The organism is Nitrospiraceae bacterium (assembly GCA_020632595.1).
Taxonomy (GTDB): Bacteria; Nitrospirota; Nitrospiria; order Nitrospirales; family UBA8639; genus Nitrospira_E.
Genome location: JACKFF010000015.1, coordinates 51848 through 67934, shown reverse-complemented (window position 1 = coordinate 67934; position 16087 = coordinate 51848). Strand labels below are relative to the sequence as shown.

Sequence of the window (16087 nt, the reverse complement as noted above, 5' to 3'; positions counted from 1 at the left end):
GGCAATCATTGAAGGCCCCGCAGAGGCTACCTCCCCTTTGCTCCTCCTTACAAAGGAGGGGGACTCTCTAACGTTCACCCCTTACTTTTTCCCCATGCAAATGTCGGAAGACCCCCTATTTTTTGGTGATGATAACCCGTTCATTGGATGCAGGGATATCCTCCATGATGCTCTCACCAAATCCGGCATGACGGAACATGCGATCATATTCACTGAAGACATAGGCATCCCCGGCCGGCGTAGTAGCCAACATAATCAAGCAGAACTCCGCCATCGGCGCCGGAGAAATGCGATCTTCATTGGGAATAAATTCCAGCGTGATCACAGACCCTCCCGGCTTGAGTGAGCTATACACCTTCCTCAAAAAGGCGTCACAGGTGGGGACATCGAAGTGATGCAGAAAATTCGTGAGAAGGATCACATCATAGTCTTTTTCGAATTCCACCTCAAAGGCACTCCCCGGCAATTCATGAAATCGTTTGGTGATCCCGGCTGCCTGCGCATTCTCTCTGGCTACCGTCAACACATTCGGCCAGTCCTGAGCCGTAATGTCCGCCTCCAAGATTGTGCGGGCGATTTCGATGCCGAACACCCCATGACCGGCTGCCACATCCAACACCTTCCGGGTACCCGGGGCTTCCTGCTTCACCCACTTGGCAATCCATTCAGCCGGACCTTTCATTAACGGAACCATAGAGCGCGCAAACGTCACCCAATCCGGATGTTCCGGTGCCAAAGTTCCTTTCTCCCCGACCACGGTTCCCCCTTTTCGAACGGCACCAGTGAGCTGTTTAAATCCTTCCACCAGAGGAGATGACAACATAAAGTTCAGCGTCGGCCCTAAATACGCAGCCGACGTCTTCGTTAAAAATAACTCCGAATCAGGAGTCAGCTGATATTCTTCCCCCTGTTTGGTCAGAAAACCTCCCACGGTCAGATAATCTCCCAACATTCTCAGCCCTCGTTCAGCACCTCCACATCGTGTAGCTAAGGCCTTTGGGGTGCGATGGCCTTCCGCGATGGCCGAAAACAGTTCCAGTTCAATGGCGGATTTCAGAGCTGCCGTTCGCATATGTCCATTGACGGTTTGAAAAAACAATGCCGGTGAAGGTCCTTCAGTAGGTTTGGTTGTTGCCATGCTATGCTCCTATCTTTGAAACTATCTTCTTATAAGGGTCTTCCTGGTTTAGTGTTATTCAACATATCTGACAACGCTTGAGATCATGTTTACAGGCGTTTACGTGTCTACACATTCCTCCCCTTTGTAATGGGAGGCTAGGTGGGGTAGAAATTCAGCCATGTGCCCATATCAGTGGACCAACAGCCCTTGCGACAAATTAACATCTAGCCTTTCTACCTCCCCTTGTCTTTGTTCCTCTTCGTAACAAAGCCTTACAAAGGAGGGGGGATCTCGGGAATTCCTGTTGCTCAAACAATCCACACGATTTTCTTAAGAGCTCTCCTATAATAAATGCGTGGGAATTGCCACGGTCCCTCGAACAGCCCTGTATCTCAGGGCAGTGTGCGCCCATCCGTACGACGACGAACCACAACCGGGAAGATTACAACGTCAGGGGTTTGATCGGTGCCAGCACCAATGTCGGATCGTGCTTCCAATCTACCTCCGGCGCATCCACATAGAGTTCTACCTCGTTCCCATCGGGATCATGAAGATAGAGACTTTGACTTACGGTATGGTCACTCATACCTCCAATGGTGATACCGGCCCGATCAAGATCCTGCTTGGCCGCACGAAGGTCATCAAGACTCTCTCCAACCTTAATACCAATATGATAAAGGCCACGCCTTCTTCCTGAGGGCGGTCCTGGAACATCGCCGACTTCAATTAACAGCAGTTCATGATGAGTCCGGCCGGATGTGAGGGCCGCCGCTTTCCCTCCGAAAATTTTTCCGACTTCCTGAAACCCCACCACATCACGATAGAATATCAAAGACTGTTCGAGATTTTTGACGTAAAACACCACATGTCCTAAATATTGGGCTTTCATAAGAAATTACTCCTTCTTCTTTAGAAGACCTCAACGAGTCTTCCATGCTTCACATGCCTTTCAAGCGTTTTCCCTTCTCCTTATTTACTTTACTCACGCAATGATTGTTCCAATTTCTTGACAGACGCCACTCGAATGCAAACCAAGATTTAATAAGCCAAATTGCTTCGAGAGGAGTTATGGGTTGAGAAAGGAATGAAAAAATCATTGCCGAAATATCGACTCAATGACGATATTCCGCCAGGTTGAGGGAATGTTCGAAACGGATTGGGATAGGCCCGGCACAATAAAAGACGGGAAGAACATTACAACATGTACGTCTCGGCTGATAATAGGCCACGCAGATTCTCCAAGGCGGAGAATCTGCGTTCATATAAACAGACGGAAACCTCTTCTTATTTATCTGTTTGGACTTTGGACGCGGCACCGATACTCTCCAACCCTGCCTGCGCACATGCGGCATCCAAATGTCCACCTGGCGCTCCACCAACCCCGATACCACCGACCACCTCTCCACCGAATTCAATGGGAAGCCCGCCACCAAGCATAAGGATATTCTCGTTCATATCCCGCAACGCCTGAACCGCCGGCATCTTGGCAATCAACTCGCCCAATTCAGCCGTGGGTCTTTTCACACTGGCCGAGGTATAGGCCTTTTTGCGGCTGCTATCCACCGTATGGGGACCGGCACCATCCTCCCGTAATAACGCTCTCACCACTCCGGCCCGATCGACGACTGCCGCACTCACTCGATATCCATCTTTTGTGCATTGTTCGACCGCCACAGTTGCGGCCTTCGTGGCCAATGAGAGTGGCAGCACCGCCTCACGCGGCAGCTCAGCCCCCGACACGCCCGTTGCGAACAGCCCTCCCAGGCATATCATGGCCATTCCGGATGCCAATTTCGCATGTCCAACAATGCCATTCATAAGACATTTTCCGATCATGAAACCCTCCTTTGATAACGTGAGATGATCCGTGTGCTGACGTGCTGGGGATTGTCCGGCTGGGCGCGACGGTTGTCAATCTCGCCTCCATCTTGCGGTCTTATTATCGGGCTCCTGCAGATTCCAGCATCTGAACGATAGGTGTAAATCCCTTGTTGCGAGCATGTTGCAGCGGGGTGATGCCATCCCCATCCGGCAGATTGATATCGGCTCCCCCCTTCATAAGCATTCCTACAATCTCCTGATGTCTGGGACCCCCGTCACTCAGAATAATGGCCTCCAACAACGCGGTCCAACCCAATCGATTCACATGATTGATATCCACATCGGTCTGCAATAGGGCCCTCACCGTTTCCACATGCCCTCGTTCACATGCCGGAATCAAGGCCGTCCCTCCGAACCGGTTATAAATTGTAAAATCGGGATGGGCCGCTAAGATCAGCTGTAGAATTTCGAGGTATCCTCTCGCTCCGGCCAAGAGCAAGGGACTGTCCAGTTGACGATCCTGCGCATTCACATCCGCTCCCGCCTCAATCAACAACTTGGCGCTTTCAACATGATTCCGATCAACGGCCAAGAGTAACGCCGTTTGCCCCCTTCCATCTTGAGCCTGAATGCTTGCTCCTTGTTTCAACAATTGCCGGATCATGGCTGCATCATTTCGTTCCGCGGCGTGAAGCAACGCCTCATCCAGCTTTCGGCTTGACTCTTCAGGCATGGCAAAATCCGGTCCGCCCACCACTACTAGAAAAACAATCATCCCAAGGAGTCCTGTTGTTTTCATCCATGCCATGTGCGATTAATCGGGTCTTTCTATGGTGTGTCCGGTTTCACTGACCCTCAAGTCAGCATCGAGGACGAGGTAAGACAAGGCCTGAGTCGGGCAGGAAAAAGATAGAGAGAGTGAATGGAGGAATTTCAGCAGCACAGAACTCCCGGCTTATGGACGTGCGGCAGTCAATGGCTTCTTCGTTAAAACCTCCGAATACCCGCACACAACGAATTATTGGCCGGCTTGCTTATGATGTGTTGATGGCGTTTTCACCGGCAGAAAAAGTTCCAACGGCTTTTCCAGCGCTCGTTTAAATGACTGAAGAAACCGTGCCCCTTGGGCACCATCAAGTGCTCGATGATCGCAGGACAGCGTGACTTTCATTCGGCGGGACAACTTTATGGCCCGCCCTCGTGCCACTGGGACAACATTCACCGCGCCTATGGCCAAAGAAGCCGCTTGTGGGGGCATCAAGACCGCAATAAAATTATCCACTTCATACATCCCAAGATTCGAAATAGAGAACGTGGCCCCGGCATATTCTTCCGGAGTGAGCTGTTGGCCTTTGGCCCGGACAAACAGATCACGGATCTCTTCAGCAACTTGCAGAATATTTTTTCCGGCGCAATCCCGTATCACAGGAGTAATGAGTCCCTCCTCCAAGGCCACCGCGATCCCGATATCAATCGTGGCATGCCGCCGTATGGTTTCCCCCAAGAAGGACACATTGATTTCAGGATGACGGGCCAAAGCCAGGGCGGCCGCACGAACGAACAGGACCGTTAAACTCAAGGGGGAGGTATTCGCTTCCTCCATCTGCTTCCGAAGCCGCTCGGCCTGATCCATGGCCACTTCGGTGGTGAGATAAAAATGCGGGACAGGGGCCTTGCTTGACGTGGTCACCCGAGCAATCGCCTTGCGCATTTGGCTCAGAGGAATGTCCTTGTTTTGCCCCTCAGAAACCTTGGCAGTATCCATCTGTCCCTGAATATCGGCTTCAACGATCCGGCCTTCAGGGCCGCTTCCTTTGATTGTGGACAAATCAATTCCCTGTTCTTTCGCCAGCGCCTTGGCTCGGGGTGACACTTTGATCTTTGCCTCCGGTCGTGTCTCTGCCTTTGTTGCCTGGGCTTCTGTCTTCGCACTGCCGGACTTTTCTTCCTTGGCCGGGATGGATGGTGCCGGGGAGGGAGAAGAGGGCTTTTCCTTTCGTGAAGGAGGAGGAGAATCCTTTTGAGGTTCACGTGCTGCAGCCTGGTCCTCAGAAGTCTCAGTCAGCGTGGCTTCAATGTCATCGTCCTGCTCGCCGATCACGGCAATGAGCTTCCCGGCTTTCACGGTTTCCCCTTCGGGCACCAACACTTTTTTCAGCACGCCGGACCCAAAGGATTCCAGATCAAGGACGGCTTTGTCCGTTTCAATTTCCGCCAGAATGTCTCCCGACTCGACAGCATCCCCCTCATGCTTTTTCCAAGCCACTACCACCCCTTCCTCCATTGTGTCCGTGAGCTTGGGCATGACGACGCGCGTAATCATAGGTCTCTCCTGTTATGGCAGAAAAATCCTTTGCAAGACTCTGTGGCGAAGAATGTTTGAGAAACAGTCATGACAAAAATAGGTGGCATGTCACAGGATCTCTTTGACCGCCGATATGACCCGAGCCTGATCCGGAATGGCCAGATCTTCAAGCGGCCGTGCATAGGGCATGGGAACTTCTTCACCAGCGACCCGGACAATAGGCCCATCTAATAAATCAAATCCTTTTGAATAGATGGTCTCAGCAATTTGAGCGCCCAACCCGCAAAACTCCCACCCCTCTTCCACAATGACGACACGCCCTGTTTTCTTGACAGATTCCAGGAGCGTATCGGTATCCAGGGGTTTCAATGTCCGCAGGTCGATGACTTCGGCATTGATGCCTTCCGTTGATAACGCTTCCGCAGCCTCAAGCGCCAGTAAGGCCATCTTTGAATAGGCCACAATGGTCACGTCGCTTCCTGTTCGCGTCACAGCGGCCTTGCCGATCGGTAGGGTGAAATCCTGCTCAGCCACTTCGCCTTTCGTGCCGTAGAGAAGTTGCGCTTCAATAAAAATAACCGGGTTTTCATCGCGAATGGCGCTCTTCAATAATCCTTTCGCATCAGAGGGCGTTGCCGGTGCAATCACTTTCAATCCGGGGACATGGCAGAACCAGGCTTCAAGACTCTGCGAATGCTGGGCGGCCAGTTGATGGGCCGCACTCCCCGGCCCGCGGATCACCATGGGCGCTGATAACTGCCCTCCGGACATATAGCGAATTTTCGCCGCATTATTCACGATTTGGTCAAGGGCAAGAATGCCGAAATTAAAGGTCATCAATTCAACAATGGGACGCAATCCGGCCATCGCTGCGCCAATGGCCAACCCGGTGAATCCGGCTTCGGTAATCGGCGTATCTAAGACCCGCTCAACGCCGAATTCCTCCACAAAGCCTTTGCTCACTTTAAAGGCGCCCTGGTAATACCCGACCTCTTCCCCGATTAAAAAGACGCGAGGATCCCGTTGCATTTCCTCACGCATCGCCTGATTCAAGGCTTCTCTATAAGAAATCAACATGGTTCGGCATCATCTAAGAATGGTTGATCATCGTGTTGTATTGATAAAGGCGGTACCAACCTACTCTTTCCGTCTTGTAAGAGCACATTTTTTACTCGACCAAGACATCCTCATGGAGCGCGCCGGGCTCAGGGAACGGGCTTTCATCGGCAAACTTCACAGACTCAGTCACCGTCTTAATCACGTCTTTTTCCATCTGCTTAAAGTCGGCCTCCGTCGCCAGGCCATCCTGAAGAATCCGGGTCTTGAGAAAAACCAAGGGATCCTGCTTGCGGGCTTCTCCAACTTCTTCCTTCGTTCGATAATGACCGTGCGCGGGATCGGACATGGAATGGCCCATAAATCGATAGGTTGACGCCTCAATAAAGTATGGTTGCGGGTCCTTTCGCAACTTCTTCACCACTCGCGCAGTCACCTCCTTCACCGCCAGCACATCCATCCCGTCCACTTGTTCCGCTTCAATACCATGCGCTCTGGCCCGCTCGGCGATGTCTTTATACAGCAGCATCTCGCGTTCAACCGGCGTACCCATCCCGTACCGGTTGTTTTCGCAAATAAAGATGACAGGTAACTTCCATAACGCAGCCAGATTGAAGGCTTCATGCGTATGCCCGCTGGGAACCGCTCCATCACCAAAAAAGCAGAGAACCACCCGGTCTTCCTTGCGATACCGTGAGGCAAACGCCAATCCGACCGCAAGCGGTAAATGCCCTCCGACAATGGCATAGCCGCCCATGAAATTGCGTTCCACGTCGATGAGATGCATTGAGCCACCTTTGCCTTTGCACAAGCCGGTGGCTTTTCCGAACAATTCAGCCATCACTTTTTTGGGATCCGACCCCCTGGCCAAGCAATGTCCGTGATCGCGATAGGAGGTGATCACATAATCATCCGGGCGAATCGCATGCATACATCCCACGGCGACCGCTTCCTGACCGATGTATAAATGGAGGAAACCCGCGATTTTCGCTAAGGCATACATCTCCGCCGATTTTTCCTCAAAGCGTCGGATGAGGAGCATGTCCCGGTACAGTGCGAGAAAATCGTTTTGGTTCGAATGGTGTTGCAATGAATTCTTTGCCATTTACTTATCGTGCTTGATCAACGTTTCGTATCGTGATTCCCTGCAGCGCTCTTTCCGGCTCGTTAGAAGAACTGTAGCAAGAGATCGCATGCCGATACAATTTTTCACGTCGTTCCCGACATTATTTTTTCCCTCCCCTTCCCGTTTGCCTGTCCCGCCCAAAAATGACCGGCCGTGGACTCCTTGACTTGTTGACCTCAATTGGAAAGTGTAGAAAAAATCCAGGAACCCAATCTCACATGTTACCGGGCGTGAGGGAAATTCCCTCATCAGGCCAACAGGGACTTTTCTTCTCCGATGACTTCCATGCCTCGTGGAAATTAGGGTCAGTAATACAGATGAAGGCCGATTCCGATCCACTCGGTTCGCTGAGAATAAAATTGGCCGTTGGGTGAAGCCCCCTTATAATACTCCATTAAGAGTTGAATTTTCCGATCGCCGATGCGGGCATTTTCGAATTGCAGCCCTGCCATCAGCGAACGGTTGATGATCCAATTGCTTCTCTCGTTGACCTGAAAATCTCCATAGGCCACCGGGCGAATCTTTCCGCTCAACAACGTCCAGGGACTGGTGAATTCGGCCCCGAATTGGCTCGTGCCGCGCCCTAAGGAATTGGGATCCCGATCCACCAGAATCCCGCCGCCGCCATACACCCGGAACCAGTCAACCACTTCGTAGGACAACTTCACATCAATTTCTTCATAGGACAAATTGATTCGCTTCGGCTGATTATTGAGAATGAATTCATCACCAAGATGTGAACTTTGGTGATGGACGCGAATGAAGCCCGAAAGGGAACCGGTCCGGTAGCTGGCAAGAAGCCCGGCAGTGTAATCGGCGTTGACGAGGTCTTTGGACGACGCGTCCAAATCAAACACGCTGAAGACTCCGCCCTGGAATGCAATCTCCCATTGTCCGTCAAATGGCGCAGCATCCCGATAGATCGCGAACGTTTCTCCAAAATTTGCCGAGCCGGTTTTTGAGGGTTCGGAACCTTCTGAAATATGACGGTAGGCCACGGAGAAATGGGGCCAACGTGGATCGGCGTGAAGCGGATCGAAGAGAAGACCATTGGGAAGAAATTTGGACCCGGGCTTGGGAATTTCCTGCGTGATCGCATCCGATGGAGGAGTTTTGGGAGTCACGGAATCGGGATCGCCCTCTATGACCTCCACTCGCTTAACACCTGGAATGCTTTCCAGCGCGGTCTGGACCTTTGTACGGTCCAGCGTCCCGAGCGAAACGGCATAGACAGTCACAATACCGTCTTTGACGATCAAGGAGGCATTGGTTGCATTGAACTCATGTTGAAGCACAGCGGCAGCATAGCCGGCTATGTAGGAATCTTCGACCGCGATGGCGGTGGCCAACCATCCAAAAAGACAACAGAACAGCAACACGATCACCTTTGTCCATTTCCGCCATACGTGATGGATCATTGAGGGAACCATAGAGTTGAGGGCGGGAGAAGCAACCGGTTGAATCATGTGAATTTGTGCTCCTTACCGAAAGATAAGACGGATGAGAACCCGGCGAGACAATACTCGGCAATCAGGGAACACCGGGAACTTTTCATGGCTGATACCACAGGCCACTTTCTTATTTTGAGTGGTCAGGTCAAAGGGGCATTGAATGGCGTCTCATGAAGAAGTCCCGGTCAAAAGTAGCACGATGAATGCGTTTCTTTTGACAGACAAAACATCATGGTGAACAGCAAAATTTGGACATTGTCAGATGAAACATTCCACCGAGTCCCACGTGGAAGCTGCTGATCTTTTATTCAACAAAGTGACAATTTTGGTCCTCTTTGTGTCCAAATAAGAAGGCCGGCTGCAGAGTGCGTCCACAGCCGGCCTTCTTAGGGATGGGTAAAGGGAATGAGGATTACTTTTTCATCTCTTCCTCTTTCATGGGTTTCTTTTTCATTTTACCCGTTTTCTCTTTCCCCTGGGCTTTTATGTTACCGGACATCTCCTTGCCTTTGGCGTCCGATGACATCTCTTCGCCCTTTCCCTTCATGTCCCCCATGGCGTCATCAGCCTTTTTCATGCCCTCTTCTTTCATCGTTCCGGTCTTGCCTGTCATTTCGTCTCCCATCCCGGCCGCAAACGAAATCGAACCGATCCCAAACAGCAACACGACACCTGCGCACATCAGAATGATGCGTTTCATAGAACTCCCTCCTTGAACAGACACACAGGTTGAATGGTGAAGATGTGAAACCGTGGGAAAACCAGTTACGCTGCTCCGAATGTTTGGCATTTTCAAATCCTTTCACCTCTGATGCCAAGGTTGGTTGAAACAAGGATGATAGGCCCATCACCAGGCCCTGATCCGGCTATTTCACAAGAAGGTCGACAATATCATTCCAGTTTTTTAATGTGCCGATGATCGTCGGCTCTCCGAGCTGAACATTGAAGGTATCCTCACGAACCATCCGCAACGCAATAACCAGGTCATTAAAATCCACCAGATTGTTGGTTTCAAAGATGGTGAGAAAGTCCACATCCGAAATCCCCGTGGAATGGTACAATTTCCGTTTCACCGTTTTTAAATAGGCAACCGTGGGAATGGTGTGTTCTTTCATCAGCGCCACCCGATCCGCTTTGGACAGGTTCCACCATTCGGCATTTTTCCGGATGGGGATCATAATCGCATAAGTAGACGGATCCCCTTCGTATTTCGCCCCTTTCAGTTGTTGCAGCAAATCAGGAAAATCCGGAGCATAATTCAGACCCTTGGTCACCCCGCTGATCGTATACTCCAAATCCAGATGCCGGCCGAGGCCGGTACCCCGAAGGTGGGTGAGTAATTGCTGGTTGGCTTTGAGTTCGGCGGAATGCAGACGAAGCAAAAAATGGGATTCTGTCGTCAATCCATAGGTCCAATATCCATCCACGGTCACCTGACTTTTGAATCCTTCCAGCACAGCTTTGGCCTCCTCCCCGCCTTTCTGCCTTTCTTCCTGCGGCAAACTGCCCCAATCTTTATCCACCTCAAAAAGGGCAAACGTCCCAAACACAGGGGCATCGGCGGCCCAGCTTACACCAGACAACCCAAACTGCACGACCGCGAAACACAACCAGGATAGTAATACAGGCATAAGTTTTCTCTCCTTCCGACCTGAGTCTTCTCTCCAAACATCCAAATGGGAAATTTTCGGGTTACAAATGACCGGATTGATTTCCCTCACCTTCCCGTAGGAATTGTTGAGCGGAAATCACCACATACGCGGGTCAACTTTGGAACGGGCACGCGGGAAAAAACAACCTTTGAAGAAATATTGAGATGAGGAGAAAGGCCACAGCAGAGAAAGGCAGGGGCTACCACAAACAGCATGCCGGTACGGTAGCTTCTGCGGTGGGTCCGCTCCGTGGCGATACAGCGGCCATCGGCCTTTCAAAAGCACGACTTCCAGAACCGTCGGGACTCTCACGAACATTCCCTTTCTGACTGAATGCCTACGGCCCTGCCGGCGAAAAGACCATTTAGGGGGTGGGGGGAAACCCCCATCAAACGCCTAAACATGGATAGTGGTCTCTCATCTCTTCTATTTGTTACACGAGAAAAAAAACGGCCTGCCGAAAGACGTACACTTTCGGCAGGCCGCGCAACAGTCGAATATCGCTACAATTTTCTGCTTGAGATATCCCCAAACACAGAACTTAGCAGGGAAGCTTATTTACCAATATTGTCAATCATGTCGTTGGCGGTTTCCTTCGTTTTATTCACTTCTCCCTTGGCCCCTTCCTTGAGTTGATCCATCATGCCACCGGCCTCTTTTTTGGTGGCACTCTGGGCTTCAATCGCCTGCTCTTTTGCTGCACCCGTCATGTCCACGCCCTTATGAGCGTCAGTTGAAGTCTTTGTTGTTTCGTCGGCCTTCCCTTTTAGGGTATCCATCATCCCGGCGAAGGATACTCCGGCTAAACCCACCACACACAACACAAAAAGTACTGAGCATAGTACCTTCTTCATAAAAAACCTCCTTAAGGAAGAGCGTGAATGAGGGTGAGAAAATACTCTGCACGTTTCCCCAAACTGAAGTCAATCAGCAGGGATACGAAAGCGCTCTATCGCCGGAACCGTTTTCCGCCCCCATGTCCACGACCATAATATCCGAAAGCCGAAGCCGAATACGGCCAATACCACCCCCAATACCCACCCCAGTAAGGATACGTCCCCCAATAGGGACGATACCCATATGTGTTTCGTGGAATCATCGGCCACACTTTCAAGGCCTGAATGGCAAGAACAGGATAGACTTTTTCTTCTTCATCCACCGGCACGGAGGCCTGCCCGGTGACTTCTCCTATGATGGTGAGGCGAGTGCCCGGGGGAAGCGTGGCCGGATCAAGAAAGGGCTGCTGCGTGGCAATGAAACGGCCTTGGGACTTGGTCCGATCCCATTTGGGAACCGAATCGCTGTCTAAAGGGATCTGAAGCACCATCACTTCGGTCCGGTCCACAAAACGTTTCGCAGACAGCACGACTCCACCCACTTTGAGAATGTGTCCGATATGTGCGGAGGGATCTTGAACCATTTGAACAAACGAGGCGCCGGCCGTCACCTGCGCTTCCTGGTTTGTGGAAAACGGGGAGGAGGAAAATGTCGCGCACCCACTCACCACAAACAAAAGTATTCCGAGCTGAATACTCCACATCCCGACTTTCATGGAAATCCCTCTTTCACCCTCTATTCCATTATACGCCCTCTCCCGTGCCTTTGAAGAGAGAAGGAAAGAATTCCTTATTTGCCCGATTGATGCACGTTCGAATCCATTCGTTTAAAAGCCAACGAGAATTCAACCGACGCATGCCTTCCATCCGCGAAGCGCGATAAACCCATGACCAGATGCGTCTTTGACTTGTGATTTCCATTGTTCCAGGTTACATTTCACTTATCACGATCCAATTAATGACCTCTACCTACAGAAAAGGAGCATTCGATGGCTGTTAAAAAAGCGGTAAAGAGCACGGCGAGAAAAGCATCCAAGAAAGCCTCTCAGGTTAAGTCAGCAGCAAAGAAAAAATCAGCGACCGTCGCTAAGAAAGCCAAGGCAGCGGCCAAAACCGGAGTCAAAAAAGCCAAGACCGCAACCAAACAAGCAAAGAGCACCATCTCCAAAGCCAAGAAAACGGCCACAAAGCGAACCGCCGGGGCCTCCTCACGTGCGAAGAAAACCGTGAGCCAATTGAAAAAGGAAGGGGCGCAGAAAGTGTCTTCAGCGAAAAAAACCATTCAGAAGAAAACTCGAAAGGCTAAAAGCACCGTGCGCAGCGCAGCGAAGCAAGCCGGAAAAACGGTAGGGAAAAATGTAGGAAAAGCGTTAAAAACCGTTGATGAATTGGTTCACCAAGCACAGGAATTCGGCAAAACGCTCCTGGGCTAACCATCTCCAGGTGTCAAATATGTAGCTGCAATTCACTTCATCCGACCTGTCATCATGAGATCACGGCGAAGGATCTGTGCCCAGGTGGACGATGCAACAGCCCGGCGGGATCCTTCGTTCTACTCAGGGGTAGTTCCAACGTACCTTGCCATTCTAATCCTGCGGCGAAGAATCTCTGGCCGGGCGGACGATGCGACGGCTCCCCAAAATCCTTCGGTGGACCTGGTCCTGAGCGTTGCGAGTTGCCGAATAGGTGAGGATGACCATGGCCTCAGTGATCCGAGGGAAGAAGAGAAAAAATGTGACCCTATTCCCGCGAACAGCGGTCTTTAAAGGTCAGCTCGGCAATGCCGGATTTATCCAATTCCCCTTTTCCCAGCTTCACCAATCGTTGATATTGTTCCAAGGTCGATTTGGCCAGAGGCAGGGTGAGTCCGGCGGATTCCGCTAGAGCATAGGCAATGCCGGAATCTTTGGCGGCGTGGGCTACTGAAAAATAGCATTCGTGGTCACGCTGTTGCATATCGGCTCCATCGGTTTCCAGGACCCGTGATGCCGCTCCGGTTTGACTGAACACTTCCCGCAACATCGTCAGATCCAGCCCAAGCGCGTCTCCAAGGCCTAAGCCCTCCGCCAAACCGGCGGTATTGATATTCATCACCATATTGACCAGGGCTTTCACCTTTGCGGCCTGCCCGGCCGGACCAATAAGACGTAACTGAGCACTCAAGGTGGTTAAAACCGGTTTGGCCCGCTCGAAGACTTCAGGCTTTCCGCCACACATGAGGTATAACGTGCCTTCACGCGCCTGAGGAATGCTGCTGGCCATACATGCCTCCAGAGCATGCCCCCCTCGTGCTTCCACGCGCTGTTCGAGTTCCACGTGAATGTGAGGAGAAAGCGTCGCACAATTCACAAACAATCGACCTTCGGCATTCTTCAAAAGACTCTTCGGATGCCCCTCTGAAAAAATGTCCTGCATCGCCACGTCATCCGTCACCACGGTAAAAATCGTATTCGATAATGCAGCCACCTCACCCGGAGTGGACACGGCCTCACAGCCTAATTCTTTGGCCAGACTGTTCGCCCTTTCGCTGGCCACATCGAAAACCGCCGTTACCGGATAACCCACATCGTGAAGCCGGCGGGCCATATTGGCCCCCATCCGCCCCACCCCCACAAATCCGATTTTTTCAGTTGGGGTCTTCACGTCCACCTCCATCTTTTCCTAAAAATTACACAACGAGATCCCGCTGCAGATAAGCCATTTCTTCCCTTCCGCGGACTATTCCCATTTTTTCCTGGGAAACATGCCTAGAGATTCACTGTACCGAAGGCTTCGAACCTGCACAACCAAACATTCAAGAACACCCTCTTGCGGGTAGACAACATCCATCCTTGGATAGCGCCATTATGCATTCCGTCCCTTTCCCCTTTCGCTCCTGAAATCGGTCCATGGTTGCTGGCGACACCCGCTGGAGGTTGTAACGAAAATTCCTCTTGAATGGACTGGGGGGAAGAAAATTCAATGCCTGGCATGAAGCAAGCTAAGGCCGTTTTCCAAGGAGTACCCGTCATGAAACACAAACACAACGCATTATGGAGAACGGGATTGCTGGTTGCATCACTCGTGCTCACGTCGGCCTCCTGCATCCCGACACATGAAAAATTGACGCACGCTGCCGACCCCATTCCCGTTCAGCCATTTGAAGAAATCCCGGTGGAATTCGTCCATCAGTGGGATCAGCTCACTCATCCATTTTCCGGAGCCGCCGTCATCGACGTGGACCAGGATGGCACAATGGAGATCTTTGTGGGCGGCGGCGGCGGGCAGGAGGACGCCTTGCTCACCTACCGGGATGGCCGACTCGTGAACAGCATCCAGGGATCGGGGTTGTCCAGTACCATCGCCACTTACGGGGCCACGTCGATTGACATGGATCATGACGGGGATACCGACCTGCTCATCGCCAGGGACGACGGGATCTCTCTCTACCTTAACGATCAGGGGACGTTCACCCAACGCAAGATTCCGCTCCATCTCGAACCCGACGCCGTCCCGCTCACAATCGCGGTCTCCGACATTAATCATGACGGGCATGGGGATCTCTACGTCAGCGTGTTTGTCAGCAAGAAGGCCTTTCGGAGCGCCACCTTCAATGACCCGACCCATGCCAAACATAACGTCATGCTGCTCAACAACGGCGACCTCACATTTACGGATATCACACAGTCGTCCGGCACCGCCTCGAAACAAAATACGTTTCTGTCGGTCTTCGTCGATTTGGACGGAGACGGCTGGCAGGACCTGGTGGTGGCGCAGAACACAGGCGAAGTCGAAATCTTTCAAAACGAGCGGAACGCGACCTTCACGCCCATCGCCACCAACTCAGGATACGGATTCTGGATGGGACTGGCCGTGGGAGACGTGGATAAGGATGGTGATCAGGACTTGTTCTTTACCAACGTCGGCACCTCCATATCGCACTACTTTCTCAGGGGAGACCTCAAAGACGGTCAGCGATTGGAATCCCAATGGCTCCTGTTACGCAATGACGGGAACTTTGTCTTCACCGATGTCACGGGAGCCTATGGGTTACGGGATTATGGATTTGCCTGGGGAACGGTCTTCGAAGACATCAATCTGGACGGACGCCTCGATATTTTGGCGGCCCAGAATTACATCAAGTGGCCGGTGCACAAAGTTTGGAAACTGCCGGGGAAATCGTTCCTCCAGGTTTCGTCATCCCCTACCAACACCTTCGTCCATGTGGACGACCTGGGACTCACCAACCCGTACTTCGGACAAGCGCCGGTGATTGCGGATTTGAATGGAGACACGAAACCCGACGTCATCTGGCTCAATATGAACGGTCCGGGGCGGGCCTTTCTGAACCGATCCACAGCAAACAGCATCGGCATAGCCCTTCCCGATAGCGTGCACTCGCTAGGGACTCTGGTGACCATAGAAACCACAAGCGGCAAATCCTACACGAAACAATTCGTCACGAGCGTGGGATTGCTGTCGGATCAATCCCCGACCCTGTTCTTCGGCCTGGGATCGGAAAAGGACGTGAAGAACGTCTTCATTCGGCGACCTGATGGAACCGTCTCCATCATGGAACATCCCCCGGTCAACCACACACTCAGGATTCAGGAGCACACGGAAGCAAGGCTTGATGGGGTACAACCATGAAAAGACAAAAACAAATCCCCTTCTTGTTAGGACAGGAACTTTTTTCAGGGAGGGAAAAGTCGGGGTGTAGAGAATTTAACGACACAAAAAT

Annotated in this window: 15 protein-coding genes; 2 read left to right on the top strand and 13 right to left on the bottom strand. The window is 51.8% G+C overall.

What is annotated here, in order from left to right; translation table 11 throughout:
• Positions 1–115: 115 nt before the first annotated feature.
• The 12 genes from H6750_18795 to H6750_18740 form a co-directional block, all read right to left on the bottom strand.
• On the bottom strand, positions 116–1138 hold the full coding sequence (locus tag H6750_18795; GenBank protein ID MCB9776355.1) for a methyltransferase domain-containing protein: 1023 nt from the start codon (positions 1136–1138) through the stop codon (positions 116–118).
• A gap of 424 nt (positions 1139–1562) precedes the next feature.
• Positions 1563–2009 (bottom strand): VOC family protein, encoded by a 447-nt coding sequence (locus H6750_18790; GenBank protein ID MCB9776354.1) that lies wholly within the window; start codon positions 2007–2009, stop codon positions 1563–1565.
• A 395-nt stretch (positions 2010–2404) separates the two neighbouring features.
• On the bottom strand, positions 2405–2899 hold the full coding sequence (locus H6750_18785; protein MCB9776353.1) for a heme-binding protein: 495 nt from the start codon (positions 2897–2899) through the stop codon (positions 2405–2407).
• 160 nt (positions 2900–3059) lie between these two features.
• On the bottom strand, positions 3060–3716 hold the full coding sequence (locus H6750_18780) for an ankyrin repeat domain-containing protein (protein ID MCB9776352.1): 657 nt from the start codon (positions 3714–3716) through the stop codon (positions 3060–3062).
• Positions 3717–3959: 243 nt separating this feature from the next.
• Positions 3960–5264 carry a 2-oxo acid dehydrogenase subunit E2 gene (locus H6750_18775; GenBank protein MCB9776351.1) on the bottom strand — a complete coding sequence of 435 codons (1305 nt, stop codon included), beginning with the start codon at positions 5262–5264 and terminating at the stop codon, positions 3960–3962.
• Positions 5265–5354: 90 nt separating this feature from the next.
• The gene (locus tag H6750_18770; protein ID MCB9776350.1) at positions 5355–6323 is read right to left on the bottom strand and encodes a pyruvate dehydrogenase complex E1 component subunit beta; all 969 of its coding nucleotides are present in this window, start codon (positions 6321–6323) and stop codon (positions 5355–5357) included.
• A 91-nt stretch (positions 6324–6414) separates the two neighbouring features.
• The gene (gene pdhA, locus H6750_18765) at positions 6415–7407 is read right to left on the bottom strand and encodes a pyruvate dehydrogenase (acetyl-transferring) E1 component subunit alpha (GenBank protein MCB9776349.1); all 993 of its coding nucleotides are present in this window, start codon (positions 7405–7407) and stop codon (positions 6415–6417) included.
• 326 nt (positions 7408–7733) lie between these two features.
• On the bottom strand, positions 7734–8894 hold the full coding sequence (locus H6750_18760) for a DUF1207 domain-containing protein (GenBank protein ID MCB9776348.1): 1161 nt from the start codon (positions 8892–8894) through the stop codon (positions 7734–7736).
• 397 nt (positions 8895–9291) lie between these two features.
• Entirely contained in the window at positions 9292–9579 is a 288-nt protein-coding gene (locus H6750_18755; GenBank protein MCB9776347.1) for a hypothetical protein, read from the bottom strand.
• Between the two features lie 166 nt (positions 9580–9745).
• Positions 9746–10510, bottom strand: coding sequence for a chlorite dismutase family protein (locus H6750_18750; GenBank protein ID MCB9776346.1), 765 nt, complete (start codon positions 10508–10510; stop codon positions 9746–9748).
• A gap of 575 nt (positions 10511–11085) precedes the next feature.
• On the bottom strand, positions 11086–11385 hold the full coding sequence (locus H6750_18745) for a hypothetical protein (protein MCB9776345.1): 300 nt from the start codon (positions 11383–11385) through the stop codon (positions 11086–11088).
• A gap of 95 nt (positions 11386–11480) precedes the next feature.
• Positions 11481–12083, bottom strand: coding sequence for a Slp family lipoprotein (locus tag H6750_18740; GenBank protein MCB9776344.1), 603 nt, complete (start codon positions 12081–12083; stop codon positions 11481–11483).
• 273 nt (positions 12084–12356) lie between these two features.
• Between H6750_18740 and H6750_18735 the strand changes: the two genes are divergently transcribed.
• The gene (locus H6750_18735) at positions 12357–12800 is read left to right on the top strand and encodes a hypothetical protein (GenBank protein ID MCB9776343.1); all 444 of its coding nucleotides are present in this window, start codon (positions 12357–12359) and stop codon (positions 12798–12800) included.
• Between the two features lie 307 nt (positions 12801–13107).
• On the opposite strand, the gene H6750_18730 is transcribed toward H6750_18735, so the two are convergent.
• Positions 13108–14022 (bottom strand): NAD(P)-dependent oxidoreductase, encoded by a 915-nt coding sequence (locus H6750_18730; GenBank protein MCB9776342.1) that lies wholly within the window; start codon positions 14020–14022, stop codon positions 13108–13110.
• 354 nt (positions 14023–14376) lie between these two features.
• On the opposite strand from H6750_18730, the gene H6750_18725 reads away from it, so the two are divergent.
• Positions 14377–15996, top strand: coding sequence for a CRTAC1 family protein (locus tag H6750_18725; protein MCB9776341.1), 1620 nt, complete (start codon positions 14377–14379; stop codon positions 15994–15996).
• Positions 15997–16087: the final 91 nt, after the last annotated feature.